Annotated in this window: 12 protein-coding genes; 3 read left to right on the top strand and 9 right to left on the bottom strand. The window is 70.5% G+C overall.

Annotated elements, in window-relative coordinates:
• Nucleotides 1-134: 134 nt before the first annotated feature.
• Both ACZ4SF_RS19545 and ACZ4SF_RS19540 read right to left on the bottom strand, forming a co-directional pair.
• On the bottom strand, nucleotides 135-320 hold the full coding sequence (locus ACZ4SF_RS19545) for a DUF397 domain-containing protein (RefSeq protein WP_468385716.1): 186 nt from the start codon (nucleotides 318-320) through the stop codon (nucleotides 135-137).
• Nucleotides 317-1162: a helix-turn-helix domain-containing protein gene (locus ACZ4SF_RS19540; RefSeq protein WP_468385713.1), complete on the bottom strand. Its 846-nt coding sequence runs from the start codon at nucleotides 1160-1162 to the stop codon at nucleotides 317-319. The genes ACZ4SF_RS19545 and ACZ4SF_RS19540 overlap by 4 nt, the downstream gene beginning before the upstream one ends.
• Nucleotides 1163-1299: 137 nt before the next feature.
• On the opposite strand from ACZ4SF_RS19540, the gene ACZ4SF_RS19535 reads away from it, so the two are divergent.
• Entirely contained in the window at nucleotides 1300-1719 is a 420-nt protein-coding gene (locus tag ACZ4SF_RS19535; protein ID WP_468385711.1) for an ATP-binding protein, read from the top strand.
• A gap of 121 nt (nucleotides 1720-1840) precedes the next feature.
• Here the strand turns inward: ACZ4SF_RS19535 and ACZ4SF_RS19530 are convergent, their stop codons facing one another.
• Nucleotides 1841-2788: a quinone oxidoreductase family protein gene (locus ACZ4SF_RS19530; RefSeq protein WP_468385708.1), complete on the bottom strand. Its 948-nt coding sequence runs from the start codon at nucleotides 2786-2788 to the stop codon at nucleotides 1841-1843.
• 104 nt (nucleotides 2789-2892) lie between these two features.
• Here ACZ4SF_RS19530 and ACZ4SF_RS19525 point away from each other — a divergent pair, with 104 nt between their 5' ends.
• Entirely contained in the window at nucleotides 2893-3354 is a 462-nt protein-coding gene (locus ACZ4SF_RS19525) for a MarR family winged helix-turn-helix transcriptional regulator (protein WP_468385705.1), read from the top strand.
• A gap of 205 nt (nucleotides 3355-3559) precedes the next feature.
• Here the strand turns inward: ACZ4SF_RS19525 and ACZ4SF_RS19520 are convergent, their stop codons facing one another.
• Nucleotides 3560-5764 (bottom strand): MMPL family transporter, encoded by a 2205-nt coding sequence (locus ACZ4SF_RS19520; RefSeq protein WP_468385703.1) that lies wholly within the window; start codon nucleotides 5762-5764, stop codon nucleotides 3560-3562.
• Nucleotides 5765-5865: 101 nt separating this feature from the next.
• Complete coding sequence (locus ACZ4SF_RS19515; protein ID WP_468385700.1) at nucleotides 5866-6513, bottom strand: TetR/AcrR family transcriptional regulator; 648 nt, start codon at nucleotides 6511-6513, stop codon at nucleotides 5866-5868.
• Nucleotides 6514-6668: 155 nt separating this feature from the next.
• Here ACZ4SF_RS19515 and ACZ4SF_RS19510 point away from each other — a divergent pair, with 155 nt between their 5' ends.
• Complete coding sequence (locus ACZ4SF_RS19510) at nucleotides 6669-10250, top strand: S41 family peptidase (RefSeq protein WP_468385698.1); 3582 nt, start codon at nucleotides 6669-6671, stop codon at nucleotides 10248-10250.
• 231 nt (nucleotides 10251-10481) lie between these two features.
• Here ACZ4SF_RS19510 and ACZ4SF_RS19505 read toward each other — a convergent pair whose 3' ends face one another.
• From ACZ4SF_RS19505 to ACZ4SF_RS19490, 4 genes are all read right to left on the bottom strand, one after another.
• On the bottom strand, nucleotides 10482-10715 hold the full coding sequence (locus ACZ4SF_RS19505) for a hypothetical protein (RefSeq protein ID WP_468385695.1): 234 nt from the start codon (nucleotides 10713-10715) through the stop codon (nucleotides 10482-10484).
• Nucleotides 10716-10809: 94 nt separating this feature from the next.
• Nucleotides 10810-11694: an SDR family oxidoreductase gene (locus tag ACZ4SF_RS19500; RefSeq protein ID WP_468385692.1), complete on the bottom strand. Its 885-nt coding sequence runs from the start codon at nucleotides 11692-11694 to the stop codon at nucleotides 10810-10812.
• Nucleotides 11691-12674: an alpha/beta fold hydrolase gene (locus ACZ4SF_RS19495; protein ID WP_468385689.1), complete on the bottom strand. Its 984-nt coding sequence runs from the start codon at nucleotides 12672-12674 to the stop codon at nucleotides 11691-11693. The genes ACZ4SF_RS19500 and ACZ4SF_RS19495 overlap by 4 nt, the downstream gene beginning before the upstream one ends.
• The gene (locus ACZ4SF_RS19490) at nucleotides 12671-14224 is read right to left on the bottom strand and encodes a flavin-containing monooxygenase (RefSeq protein ID WP_468385686.1); all 1554 of its coding nucleotides are present in this window, start codon (nucleotides 14222-14224) and stop codon (nucleotides 12671-12673) included. The genes ACZ4SF_RS19495 and ACZ4SF_RS19490 overlap by 4 nt, the downstream gene beginning before the upstream one ends.
• Between the last annotated feature and the right edge of the window lie 7 nt (nucleotides 14225-14231).

The raw sequence follows: 14231 nt of genomic DNA, 5'->3' as shown, positions 1-14231 counted from the left end.
TCTGCCATCGGCATGACTACCCGACTGCACAAGAGCACACTTCGGGGGATCACCGGTGAGCGAACGCAAAGACATACGGACGTACCTCTACCGGGAAGGCGACCCGGATACGTGCCCGGACTTCCGCCTACGGCTCACTTCGTCGCATACCTGAGGAAATCAGCCCAGGCGGAGGCGGCGACCTCGAGCTGCGCGGTGTCGGGGGTCTTGGAGTCGCGGATGTGGATGGTGGCGGGGGTGGTGGCTACTTCGACGCAGGAGTCCGGTTCGCTGCTGCTGCTGTAGCTGCTCTTGGACCAGTGGAGTTCGGCGGTGCTCATAGTCTCCCCAGCGCTCGCTCGATGAAGGCCTGCGACTCCCTCGGCCTGAGAGCCTGCGCCCGGATCATGCCATAGCGCAGTTCAAGGATCCGGAGATCCTTGGGGTTCGAGACCGGGCGGCCGTTGAACACGCCACTGGAACGTCCGATCGCCGTGCCGTCGGCGAACTTCAGCACCTGGATCAGGCCAGACGCTCCAGCGTTCTCCTCCCGGTCGGTCGGCATGACCTGAAGCGTGACGTTCCGCAACTGCGCTACCTCCAAGAGGTGTTCGAGCTGTCGGCGCAGCACCATCTTTCCACCGTAGGGACGTTCGAGCGTCACCTGTTCCTGGACGAAACAGAGCGTCGGGGCGGGCTCCCGCTCGAAGACAGCCTTTCGAGCCATGCGTGCGGCGGTTGCCTGCTCCACAACACCTTCGCTGAGCGCGGGCTGCCTCATCTCGAACAGCGTGCGCGCGTACTCCGGTGTCTGCAGCAGGCCATGGATGTTGTGGCTGTCGTACAGCAGCATCTCCACCGCACGCCCCTCCACCTCCGCCAGTTCCCGCACCTTCTTCGGGTACCGGGCCTTCTTCATGTCGTCCATGAACGCCCTCAGGTGACCCTGCGCCTTCAGGAGCTGGTCCGCCCTGTCCAGGAACTCCGGCCGGGGAATGCGCGCCCCGCGCTCCATCTTGCGGATCATGTCCTCGCCGTATCCCAAGGCTTCGCCCAGCTCGGACACCGTCACCCCGGCCGCCTCCCGGCAGACCTTGAGCAGACGGCCCACCGCCTGCACCACCGGCTCGATCTCGTCGCCGGGTACAACGTCCCAACCCGCCTCGTCCACATGGTCGTTCACGGCCCCTCCTCAGACGCGTACCTGCACCCGTACAACGCCTGAGACAGCCGAGACAGCCAAGACAAAGCCGGGACAGTCACGCTACGCACAGGTGCCATCACTCACGTACGTAAGCAGAACCGGCCACGCTGAGTGACGTGAATCAGGAAACCCCCGTCATCCCCCACTTCACCGTCCGTCTCTCCCCCACTCCCCAGGGCGCCCGTCTGGCCCGCGTCCTCACCACCGAACAGCTCCGCAGCTGGCGGGTCCCGTTGGACCGGGCACCCCAGATCGTCGCCGAACTCGCGACCAACGCCGCCACCCACAGCCGCGTCCCCGGCCGGGACTTCCGCCTCACCCTCTACGTCGTCGCCGACACCCTCCGTATCGAGGTCACCGACACCCGCGGTGACCGCCTCCCCCACCTCGAACTCCCCGCCCCCGACGGCGAGTCGGGCCGCGGCCTCCTCCTGGTCGCGTCGCTGGCCGACCGCTGGGGCGTCGCGCATGGCCCACGCCCGCGTAAGACGGTGTGGGCCGAGGTGGAGCTGCGAAGAGGGGGTCAGCCGGCCTGAACCCACGACCACACCGCGAGGCCGGTCGGCACCGGACAGTCGAGGGCGCCCGCCGGGAGCAGGCGGGTCAGCGGGGTGAGGCGGCGGGCGCCGCCTTGTGGTCGGCGCTTTCTGCGTGCTGTCAGGCGACGCGAAGGATGCTCTTGCCATGGGTTGTGCCCTCGGCGAGGTGCTGCACGGCCGTGGCCAGGTCCACGAGGGCGTACTCGTTGGTGATGTCCATGCGGACCTTGCCGTCGGCGACGAGGCCGAGTGCGCGGCGGGCACTGTCGGCGAGTCGCTCGGGGCGCGTCCGGCTGAGCAGGTTGCTGTTGTAGGTCAGGAGTGACTTGCCGTGCATGAGGAGGTCGTTGGCGTTGGCGAGGACGGGTTCGTACGTGGCGAGGTTGCCGTATGCCACCAGTCGGCCGTGTGCGGCGAGCTGCTCGAGGCCGGCAGTGCGGGTCGAACCGCCGACCGGGTCGAGGATGACGTCGGGCTTGTCGTCGCCGAGCTTGGCCGGGAACTCCTCGCGGAGCAGGAGCTGGTCGTACCCGAACTGTGCGGCGTAGTGGGCCCTGTCGGCAGTGCCGACCACACCGACGATCCGACCTGCTCCAGCCAGTCGGGCGAACTGGGCGGCGAGCGTGCCGACCGAGCCGGCGGCGGCGTGGATCAGCACGCTTTCGCCGGGCCGCACGCGCGCGGCGGTGTTGATCAGGTCGTAGGCGGTCGGTGCGCCCCACCCGAGACCTGCGGCTGTCCTCAGCGGCATGCTGCCGATGCCGAACGTGAGCGTGGCGGGTGCCAGGACCACCTCGGCGCAGGCGCCTGAGGTGGTCAGCGCGGTGACGGCCTCACCGACACGGCGTGCGTCTACGCCCTCGCCTACCGCGGCGATGTGCCCGGATGCCTCGAACCCCGGGATGAAGGGACGCGGTACGGGGAAGTGGCCGTCCCGGACCATGGTGTCGCCCCACTGGATCCCGGCGTAGGCGACGCGGATCGCCACTTGGCCGGGGCTGGGGGTGGGCTCATCGAGTTCGGTGACCCGGTAGTGGCCCTCAGCGTCGAAGACGACAGCCTTCACGGTTACAGCCCCCTGTGTTGACTCAGTATCCTTACAGTCGAGAACGGTAGGTATATAAGGTCCCTGAGTCAACCCACGGACCTGTCAATGGAGGGGAGTGCGCGGTGGAAGCCCCGATCGAGAACGACCTCTGCACCCGGATCAGGCGGTCGGAGCAGGCGCTGATGGCGCACCACGAGGCAGTACTGCGTGCCTACGGACTGACCATGACGCAGTACACCGTGCTGATGATCCTCTCGCGCGAAGGCGGCATGTCCGGCGCCCAACTGGCCCGTTCCTGCGGGGTGACGCAGCAGAGCATGAGCAGCGTGCTGACCAATATGGAGAACAAGGAACTCATCCGCCGCGAGACGTCCCCGGTGCACGCCAGGGTGCAGATCGCCACCCTCACCGATGAGGGCCAGACGCTGCTGGACCGCGCCTACCAGGAGGTGGTCATCCTTGAGCGCGCGCTCACCGACGCGTTCACACCCTCCGAACACGCCGCCCTCTGCGACCTCCTGGAACGCGCCACCAATGTCCTGATCCAGCAGACGCGCCACGCGACAGCACCGCCCGCCACCTGAGCCTGCGGCCGCCACACCCGCGGGAGCCCACAACTGCGTACCCGCTCTGGAAGACTCGGGCACCCCGCCTGCGATGCCTGCCTCTTCTGCCGTGCCCGTGGTGCTGACCGCCGCCGAGCGCCACCGTCGCAAAAAGAAGCCGGTGAGGGTGCAGCCCCGTCCCCACGGGCACCCTCACCGGCCGTTTCGCGTCAGAAGCGGTACGTCAGACGCGTACCAGCTCCTTCTCCTCGTCGGGGTCGGCGGCGGTGCGCAGGCCCTCGCCCTCGACGTCCACGTTGGGCAGCACGCGGTCCAGCCACTTCGGCAGCCACCAGGCGCGCTTGCCGAGCAGGGCGAGCACCGCCGGGACGATGGCCATGCGGACGATGAACGCGTCGAAGAAGACGGCGATCGCGAGGCCGAAGCCGATCATCTTGACCATCGACTCGCTGGAACCGATGAAGCCGGAGAAGACGGCGATCATGATGACGGCGGCGGCGGTCACGACCCGTGCGCCGTGCCTGAAGCCCGTCACCACGGCCTGGCTGGGCTTCTCGCCGTGGACGTACGCCTCCCGCATCCGGGTGACGAGGAACACCTCGTAGTCCATCGCGAGGCCGAAGACGACGCCCACCATGAAGATCGGCATCATCGACATGACCGGGCCGGTCTGCTCGACGTTCATCAGGCCGGACAGCCAGCCCCACTGGAAGACCGCGACGACCGCGCCCAGGGCCGCGAGCACGCTGAGCAGGAAGCCGAGGGCCGCCTTCAGCGGGACGAGGACCGAGCGGAACACCACGATCAGCAGGAGGAAGGCGAGGCCGACCACCAGGGCGAGGTACGGCAGGAGCGCGTCGTTCAGCTTCTGCGAGACGTCGATGTTCATCGCCGTGGAGCCGGTGACCAGGACCTGTGAGTCGGTCTTCGCGGCGATGTCCGCACCCTTGTCACGGATGGCGTGCACCAGGTCCTCGGTCGTCGCCGAGGACGGCTTGGACTTGGGCACGACCGTGATCGTCGCGGTGTCGCCGGCCTTGTTGGGCGTGGCCGGGGTGACCGTGACGACGTCCTTCAGACCCTTGATCTCCTTGCCGACCTCCTTGAACGCGGCCTTCGGATGGGCGCTGTCCTTGGCGTCGACGACGACCATCAGCGGGCCGTTGAAGCCGGGCCCGAAGCCGTCGGAGAGGAGGTCGTAGGCGCGGCGCTGGGTGGTGGAGACGGGCTGGGAGCCGTCGTCCGGCAGGCCCAGTTCCAGGGACGAGGCCGGCAGCGCCGCCGCGCCGAGGCCGAGCACACCGAGCAGCAGGACCGCGACCGGGCGGCGGACGACGAAGCTGGCCCAGCGGGTGCCCATGTTGGGACGGCCCGGCTTCTTCGGCGTACGGCCGCCGCCGAGCAGCTTGCTCTTCTCGCCGGCCGGCTTGATCTTGCGGCCGGCGTAGCCGAGCAGCGCCGGGATCATCGTCAGGGCGATGAGGACGGCGATGGCGACGGTACCCGCGGCGGCGACGCCCATCTTCGTGAGCATCGGGATGTTGACGACGGACAGGCCGACCAGGGCGATGACGACGGTCAGGCCGGCGAAGACCACCGCCGAGCCCGCGGTGCCGACGGCGCGGCCGACGGCCTCCTCGCGCTCACGCCCCTCGGCGAGTTCGGCGCGGTAGCGGGAGACGATGAACAGGGCGTAGTCGATACCGACGGCGAGGCCGATCATCGACGCCAGGGTGGAGGTCGTCGAGCCGAGGTCCAGGGTGTTGGCGAGCGCGGTGATCGTGGAGACGCCGATACCGACACCGATGATCGCGGTCAGCAGCGGGAATCCGGCCGCGAGCAGCGAGCCGAAGGTGATGACGAGGACGACGGCGGCGATCGCGATGCCGATGACCTCGCTGGAGCCGGTCTCGGGCGTCGCGTTCAGCGCGTCACCGCCGACCTCGACGGTCAGCCCGGCGTCCCGCGCCTGCTGCGCGGCCTCCTTCAGGGCGTCCCTGGAGGAGTCCTCCAGTTCCATGCCGGAGACCTTGTACTTCACCGAGGCGTAGGCGACGGAGCCGTTCCTGCTGACGGCGTGCCCGGTGTAGGGGTCGGCGACGGAGACCACCTCGGAGCCGCTCTGCAGTTCCTTGACGGTCTTGCGGACGGTCGCCTTGTTGGCGGCGTCCGTCATCTTCTCGCCGCTCGGCGCCTTGAAGACGACCCGTGCGGTCGCGCCGTCGGCGCTCATGCCGGGGAAGCGTTGTTCCAGCAGGTCGAAGGCCTTCTGGGCCTCGGTGCCGGGGATGGAGAAGGAGGTGTTGCCCGCCGCCGGCGCGGAGGCGGCGCCCACCCCCGCGAGGGTGAGGAGCGCGACCCATATCAGGGCGACGAAGTGCCGTCGCCGGAAGGCGAGCCGGCCGAGTTTGTAGAGGAACGTGGCCACGGAGGCGTACTCCCGGTCATGTCGTGGGACGTGTGGGCAGGGATGGTCAGCCCGACGACGTGAGCGGTGACGTCAGGTGGTGGGCTTGCGTGGTGGGGAGATCAGGAGGGGTGCACGCCGAGGGCGGGGAGGACCACGGCGTCGATGTACGAGAGGAAGAAGTCCTGCGTCGGCGGCTGTTCGTCGATCAGCGTGCGGGCGGCGAACCCGCCGATCATCATGTGCATCACGTAGTCGATCGCGGGGTTGTCCGCACGGACCTCGCCCCGGTCGATCGCCCGTTGCAGCACCCTGCGGAACTCCGCCATCTCCGGCTCGATCAGATGCTCGCGGAACGCCTTGCGGAGGTCCGCGTTGCCGTGCATCGCCATCGCCAGACCGCGCATCAGCGCGGCGTTCTGCTCCATCTCGCAGTCGTCCGAGCGCAGCGTGAGGGCGTGCAGGTCACTCCTGAAGGAACCGGTGTCGATCCCGTCGGCGGATCCGCCCGGCTTGTCGTGCCGCACCGCCTTCGCCACCAGCTCGGCCTTGCCGCCCCACTGGCGGTAGAGCGTGGCCTTGCTGGACCGGGTGCGGGCGGCGACGGCGTCCATGGTCAGGGCGTCGTAGCCGACCTCCCGGAGCAGGTCGAGCACGGCTTCGTACAGCTCGGCCTCACGCTCGGGGGTGATCCGGCTGCGACGCCCCGGGGCGAGCGCCGGCTCCGCCGGAGCGGCTGGGGCCGTGCCCCTGGATGCGGCTTCGGTCATACCGGTCACCTTCCCGCTCCGGAGCCTTCGTCTTCGTACATCCAAGAACATACCCGCAGCGGCTGCGAAACGAAACCGTTTCGTACGTGTGCTGGGTCACGAAGGTGAAGAACCCATAAGTTGCTGCGGCCCTTCGAGCGGAAAAGCATGGGAAGGTGAGCTATCTGCGCCTTCCCCATCTCAGCGGCGACCTGCTCTGCTTCGTGGCCGAGGACGATCTCTGGCTGGCCCCTCTCGGCGCCCCGGGCCGCGCCTGGCGGCTCACCGCGGACCGCACCAAGGCCGGTCACCCGCGCTTCTCGCCCGACGGCCGCCGCATCGCGTACACGACCTGGCGAAGCCTCGTCCCCGAGATCCACCTCGTCGGCGTCGACGGCGGCGGTCCCGCGCGCCAACTGACGTACTGGGGCAGCGCCGACACCCAGGTCTGCGGCTGGACCCCGGAGGGCGACATCCTCGCCGTGGCCTCCCACGGCCAGCCCTTCTCCTATTTCACCTGGGCCTACAAGGTCCACCCCGACGGCGACCCGGGCGGCCGGCTGCCCTGGGGACCGGTCACCGACATCCAGGTCGCCGACATCGCCGGCGAGCACAGGACCCTGTTGCTCACCGGCACCCCGCCGCACGAACCGGCGTCCTGGAAGCGGTACCGCGGCGGCGCCATGGGCCGGCTGTGGCTGCACGGACAGCGGCTGCTGCCGGACATCGAGGGCCACCTGGCCTGCCCCATGTTCGTCGCCGGCCGGATCGCCTTCCTCTCCGACCACGAGGGCGTCGGCAACCTCTACTCCTGCGCCTACGACGGCACCGACCTGCGCCGCCACTCCGACCACGACGCCTTCTACGCCCGGCACGCCTCCAGTGACGGCACCAGGGTGGTCTACCAGTGCGCGGGCGACCTGTGGCTGGCGGACGACTTCTCCCCGGGCGGCGCACCGCACCGGCTCGACATCCGGCTCGCCGGACCGCGCACCGGCCGCCGCCGCTACCAGGTGCCGGCCGCGCAGAACGTCAACGGCATCTCCGTGGACGAGACCGGCCGGGCCAGCGCGGTCGTCGTACGCGGCAGCCTGTACTGGCTCACCCACCGCGACGGCCCCGCCCGCACGATGACGGACACGCCGGGCGTCCGGGTACGGCTGCCGGAGATGCTGGGCTCCACCGGGCAGGTCGCCTACGTCACCGACGCCGAGGGCGAGGACGCCGTCGAGATCGCCCACCTCCCCCGCGCCAGCGGCGACCGCCCGCCCCGCCGAGTGGCCTCCGGCGAACTGGGCCGCGTACTGGAGCTGGTCTCCGACCCGGAGGGCGAACGACTGGCCGTGGCCTCGCACGACGGGCGCTTGCTGCTGATCGACGTGCCGGAGGAGGCACAGGAGGAAGCACCCGACATCGGTGCCGCGGAGGAGCCGGAGGCCGGGGGCGCGGGAGCCGGAGCGGGCGAGGCCGGGGGCGCGGCGCAGCCGCAAGCCGAGACCGCCGAGGAACCCGAAGCCGAGGGCGCGGCGCAGCCGCAAGCCGAGGCCGCCGGGAAACTTGAGGCCGGGGGCGCGGAAGCGGGAGCGGGCGCGGGAGCGGGCGGCGAGGGCGCGGCGCAGCCGCAAGCCGAGACCGCCGAGGAACCCGATGCCGAGGGCGCGGCGCCGCCGGGAGCCGGTGTCGCCGAGGAGCCGGAGACGACTCGCACCGGCGGTCCAGGTGCCGTCGGTCCGGGCGGTGTGGTGACCGAGCTGATCCGGTCCGTCAACGGGCCGGTCCGCGACCTCGCCTTCTCCCCCGACGGCTCGTGGATCACCTGGTCGCACCCCGGCATCGGCCGTTCCCTGCGCCAGATCAAGCTGGCCCGCATCAAGGACCGGCTGATCGTGGACGTGACGAACGGCCGCTTCGAGGACGAGAACCCCGTCTTCACCCGGGACGGCCGCTACCTCGCCTTCCTCTCCTGGCGCGGCTTCGACCCGGTGTACGACGTCCACACCGGCGACCTGTCCTTCCCCCTCGGCTGCCGCCCGTACCTCGTCCCGCTCTCCTCGGCGACCCCGTCCCCCTTCGCCCTCAACCCGGAGGGCCGCCCGGCCGCCGGCGGGCTGGACCCGCTGGAGGACGAGGAGACCGGCGAGACCGGCACGGTCACGGTCGAGGTGGAGGGGCTGGAGAACAGGGTCACGCCGTTCCCGGTCATAGCGTCCAAGTACTCCGCGCTGTACCCGGTGGCCGGCGGCGGTCTGGTCTGGCTGCGCTGGCCCATCTCCGGCGCGCTCGGCGAGACCTTCGCCAGCCCGGACGACACCACCGGCCGCCCGACCCTCGAGTACTTCAACATCAGCAAGGCGAAGAAGTCCGAACTCGTGGGCCACCTGGACTGGTTCGCGGTGAGCGGCGACGGCACCCGGCTGGTCGTGGTGGACGAGGGCGACCTGCGGGCGGTGCCGTCGACCGAGTCCGGCGACAGCGACACGACCGTCTGGATCGACCTGCGCCGCATCCTGCACCACGTCGACCCGCCCGCCGAGTGGCGCCAGGCGTACGACGAGGCGGGACGCCTGATCCGCGCCTACTTCTGGGACCCCGGCATGTGCGGCATCGACTGGGACGCGGTGCTCGGGCAGTACCGGCCGCTGGTCGAACGTGTCGCCTCCCCCGACGAGTTCGCCGACCTGCTGCGCGAAGTCCTCGGCGAACTCGGCACCTCCCACGCCTACGTCACCGCCGCCCGCCGCAACGAGGGGCCGCCCCACTACCAGCGCTGGCAGGGCCTGCTCGGCGCCAACTTCGTCCACCGTGACGGGCGCTGGCTGGTCAAGCGCATCCTGCCCGGCGACTCCTCCGACTCCAAGGCCCGCTCGCCGCTGGCCGGCACGGGCATCCGCGAGGGTGCCGTCCTGACCCATGTCGACGGCCGCCCGGTCGACCCGGTCACCGGGCCCTACCCGCTGCTCGCCGGGTCGGGCGGTACGACCGTGGAGCTGACGTTCATCCCGGCGGACGGTGAGCCCGGCCGGGCCCGGCGGGTCGCCGTCGTACCGCTCATTGACGAACGCCCGCTGCGCTACCAGGACTGGGTGGCCAAACGCCGCGAGGTCGTCCGGGAGGCGAGCGGCGGCAAGTGCGGCTACCTCCACATCCCGGACATGGGCGGCTCCGGCTGGGCCCAGTTCAACCGCGATCTGCGCATGGAGGTGTCCCGGCCCGCGCTGATCGTGGACGTGCGCGGCAACGCGGGCGGGCACATCAGCGAACTCGTCATCGAGAAGCTGACCCGTACGATCCTGGGCTGGGACCTGACCCGGGACGCGCAACCGGTGTCGTACACCTCGAACGCCCCCCGCGGCCCCGTGGTGGCACTGGCCGACGAGGCGACCTCCTCCGACGGCGACATGATCACGGCCGCCTTCAAGCTGCTGAAACTCGGCCCGGTCGTCGGCCAGCGCACCTGGGGCGGAGTCGTCGGCATGACCGGCCGGCACCGCCTGGGCGACGGCACGGTCATCACCGTCCCGATGAACGCGGCCTGGTTCGACGCGTACGGCTGGTCCGTCGAGAACCACGGCGTCGCCCCCGACCTGGAGATCATGCGCACCCCCCTGGACTGGGCGGAGGGCCGCCACGCCCAGCTGGTCGACGCGGTCGAAGTGGCCCTGGAACTCCTGGAGTCCAACCCCGCGGCCGTCCCACCGGGTTACACCGACGTACCGAACAGATCCCGCCCCAAACTCCCCCCAAGAGCCACTTCATGACCCGGGAAACAGGGAAATCCGCAACGCCGCAAGAGGGGCGCGGGGAACTGCGCGAAAAGCCCCCACCCACCCGCACGCGACCACACACCGCAACCACCCCCGGAAAGGGGGCGCGGGGAACCTGCGCGACAAGCCCCCACCCACCCGCACCGAACGCACAACGGAAAGCGACGCAGGGCGCCCTCCTGAAGAAGGGCACCCCACGTCGTCGGCCAAAGCCGAGCGCAGCGACTACGCGTCGTAGTCCTGGTCGACACGGTCCCGCATCTGCTGCTCCGTGTCCTCGATGTCACGGAAGTTCTCGCCGCGCTCACGCTGCGGCTGCTGCGGCTGCTGCGGCTGCTGCGGCTGCTGCGGGCCCTTGCGGCCCTGCTGACCGCGCTGCTGGCCGGCCTTCTCGCGACCCTGGCCGATCTTCTCCTTGGCCTGGTTCGACTTCTCCTGGAACTGGTCCTTCATACCCATGTGGGTTCACTCCCGTAGTGGGTGGGGGTGGGGGGTCGGCCCCGCTGTGGGGCCTCGACCAGATTCACACGGGCGAACACGGACTGCATGTCGATCAGTTACTGTGCGTAGTGCGCGCTGCCTCGTCGGCCGCCCCACCTGCGCCGACGAGACCCGAACGCATCCCCTGCAAGCGGGGCGCGAACCGCTTCATCTCGCGCTGACCCACCGTCCCGATGAGCGCCGGCAGATACCCGCGCACGCCCTGCATGCCGCGCAGCCACCACTGCCCGTACACATGCGCCGAACGCCGCTCGATCCCGGCGACGAGCCGGTCCACCGCGGGGCCCAGCGGGTACGTCTTGTTCGACGGCCACGGCAGCCGCTGCCGCAACTCCCGCATGACGTCGTCCTGGTCGGCGCCGCGGACCATGTCGGTGTCGGTCCAGGACAGGTACGCGACTCCGACGCGCACGCCCTGGTGGCCGACCTCGGCGCGCAGACTGTGCGCGTACGCCTCCACGCCCGACTTCGACGCGCAGTACGCCGTCATCATCGGCGCCGGGGTGATCGCGGCGAGCGAAGCGATCTGCAGCAGGTAGCCCCGGCTCTCGGTGAGCACCGGCAGGAACGCCCGCGCGGTCACCGCCGAACCGATCAGGTTCACCTCGATCACGCGCCGCCACGCCTGCGGATCGGAGTCGGCGAACGGACCGCCGGTCGCCACACCGGCGTTGGCGACCACGATGTCGACCTTCCCGAACCGTTCCTTCACCTCCTGTGCGACCCGGCTCATCGTGTCGTGGTCGGTGACGTCGGCGTACCAGTAGGCGCTGTCGCTGTGCAACCGCCCGGAGACCTCCTTGAGCGCCTCCTCCTCCAGCCCGACCAGCGCGACCTTCGCCCCGCGCGCGGACAGCTTGCGCGCCAGCAGTTCACCGACGCCGCGCGCCGCTCCGGTGACGACCGCGACCTGCCCCTCGAGGCTGACCCTGCTCATGCGCCCTCCCTGATCTGCTTGATCTGCTTGCTCTGCGCGGGGGTGGAACGGTTCTCGGGGTCCTGTTCGGGTCCGGCCCCTGTGACGTACGTCCCGACGAGTTCCCGGATGCGGCCGGTCACCAGCTCGGGCGCCTCGATCGGGGTCATGTGGCCGGTGCCGGGCAGCTCGGTGAGGCCGATGCAGTGCGGCAACGCGGCGACCAGCGCACGGGCGTGCACGACGGGCGTGAGCCGGTCGGCCGCGCCGTGCAGTACGGCGGTCGGCGCGTGCAACTGCCGTACGCCGTGTTCGAGATCGAGCGCCGCGAGTACGGCCGCCCACGCGTGACGCACGGCGCGCGGACAGGCGTGCACGATCCGTGCGCACGCCTCCACCCGGTGTGCGGCCGAACCGGCGCCCATGGTGGCGTACTTGAGGATGCTCTTCGCGACCGGCGTGACCGGTCCGAGAGGAGCGCGCGAACCGAGAATGTGCCCGGTGATCCAGGTGCGCGCGCGTCCCGCGCGCAACGGCAGCACGCGAGACTGGGCGACCAGCTGCGAACTGCCCGTGCTGCACAGCAGAACGGCGGCGGCGTGTTCCCGGAACCGGGAGCGCTCGGCGGCGGCCATGACCGTCATGCCGCCCATGGAGTGGCCGACGATCACTGCCTTCTCGCCGCGCGCGAGCGTCTCCGCCAGCACCGCTTCGAGGTCGTCCGCCAGCGCATGGGTGGTGCACGCGGGACTCGCGGGGCTGCGCCCGTGCCCCCTCTGGTCGTAGGCGATCACCCGGTGGTCGACCGCCAGCTCGCGTATCTGCGCCGCCCAGAAGGCCGTCGAGCAGGTCCAGCCGTGGGAGAGGACGACGGAGGGCGCACCCTCGGGGCCGTGCACCTCCACATGCAGCCTGGCGCCGTCGGCGGAGACGACGGACAGGGTCCGGGCGGGGGCCGGTGGGGCGTAGGGGCCGCTGGTGACGAAGGCGGGGCGGCTCATGCGGCGGCCCCGCTCTTCTTCCCGCCGCGCGTCGCCTTCGGCTTCTGTGCGGCCTTCCGCAGGACCTCGTACTCCGCCAGGTCCACCCGTCGGGTCGCTCGCCGGAACTCCGTCGTCGTACCGGGCCAGATGGTGGTGTTGCGGCCGCTCGCGTCCAGGTACCAGCTGGTGCAGCCGCCGGTGTTCCACACCGTCCGCTTCATGCGCTCCTGGACCTTGCGGTTCCAGTCCTCGACGGCCGCGGGCCGGGCATCGAGCGCCGTACGGCCTCCCGCGGTGCCTGGAGGGCCTGAGGGGACCCCCAGGACGTCCAGTTGCCGCAGATAGTCGGCCATGTAGTTCAGCTGGGACTCGATCATGAGGATCATCGAGGAGTTCCCGAGGCCGGTGTTGGGCCCGATGATGGTCATCCAGTTCGGGAACCCGGCGGCCGAGGCCCCGCGCAGCGCCTGCATGCCGTTCTTCCAGGACTCCGCGAGCGTGATGCCCTCCGCGCCGACCACGCGCTCGGCGATGGGCATGTCCGTGACGTGGAAGCCCGTGCCGAAGATGATCGCGTCGACCTCGGCCTCGGTTCCGTCGGCTGCCACGACCGTCGACCCGCGGATCTCGCCGAGGCCGCTGGCGACGACGTCCACATTCGGCCGGGCCAGCGCCGGGTAGTACTCGCTGGACAGCAGGATCCGCTTGCAGCCGATGCGGTAGTCCGGGGTGAGCTTGGCGCGCAGGGCCGGGTCCTTGACGGCGCGGGCCATGTTGCGCCTGGCGAGCTGCTCGACGAGGCCGAGTTCGTCCGGGCGCTTGGTGAACGCCTGCACCTGCAGCTCCCGGATGCCCCACAGCAGGCCCCGCCGGGCCTGGGCGGTGACGGGCAGCCGCCGGTGCAGCCAGCGCTCGGCGCCGCTGATCGCACGGTCGACCCGGGGCATCACCCACGGCGGGGTGCGCTGGAAGAGGGTGAGCCGGCCGACCTGCGGCTGGATGGCGGGCACGATCTGGATGGCGGAGGCGCCGGTACCGACCATGGCGACCCGCTTGCCGCGCAGGTCGTAGTCGTGGTCCCAGCGGGCGGAGTGGAACACCTTGCCCGGGAAGGACTCCAGCCCCGGGATCTCGGGGATCCTGGGGTCGGACAGCGGCCCGGTGGCGGAGACGACGACGTCGGCGGAGAGCGCGCCGCGGGTGGTCTCGATGTTCCACCGCAGGTTGTCGTTGTCCCAGGTCATCAGCTTGACCTCGGAGTCGAGGCGGATGTGCGGGCGCAGTCCGAACAGGTCGGTGACGTGCTCCAGGTAGGCGCGGATGTGCCGCTGCCCGGAGAAGGTGCGCGGCCAGTCGGGGTTGGGCGCGAAGGAGAAGGAGTAGAGGTGCGAGGGCACGTCACAGGCGCACCCGGGGTAACTGTTGTCCCGCCAGGTGCCGCCGACGCTGTCTGCCCGCTCCAGGACGACGAAGTCGGTGATCCCCTCGCGGCGCAGCCGCACGGCGGCCCCCAGTCCGCCGAAGCCGGACCCGATCACCGCCACCCGTACATGCTCGTGCTCGGCCATCCCGAAG

The sequence above is a fragment of the Streptomyces sp. NPDC027663 genome (genome assembly GCF_055566415.1).
Note: the sequence above shows the minus strand (reverse complement) of the source record. Positions and strands in the feature narration are given on the sequence as shown.

Bases quoted from the DNA above. Each gene is read 5' to 3' on its own strand.
- ACZ4SF_RS19545 (WP_468385716.1), bottom strand. From the start codon at position 320: ATGAGCACCGCCGAACTCCACTGGTCCAAGAGCAGCTACAGCAGCAGC.
- ACZ4SF_RS19515 (WP_468385700.1), bottom strand. From the start codon at position 6,513: ATGACCGAAGCCGCATCCAGGGGCACGGCCCCAGCCGCTCCGGCGGAG.
- ACZ4SF_RS19505 (WP_468385695.1), bottom strand. From the start codon at position 10,715: ATGGGTATGAAGGACCAGTTCCAGGAGAAGTCGAACCAGGCCAAGGAG.
- ACZ4SF_RS19500 (WP_468385692.1), bottom strand. From the start codon at position 11,694: ATGAGCAGGGTCAGCCTCGAGGGGCAGGTCGCGGTCGTCACCGGAGCG.
- ACZ4SF_RS19495 (WP_468385689.1), bottom strand. From the start codon at position 12,674: ATGAGCCGCCCCGCCTTCGTCACCAGCGGCCCCTACGCCCCACCGGCC.
- ACZ4SF_RS19490 (WP_468385686.1), bottom strand. From the start codon at position 14,224: ATGGCCGAGCACGAGCATGTACGGGTGGCGGTGATCGGGTCCGGCTTC.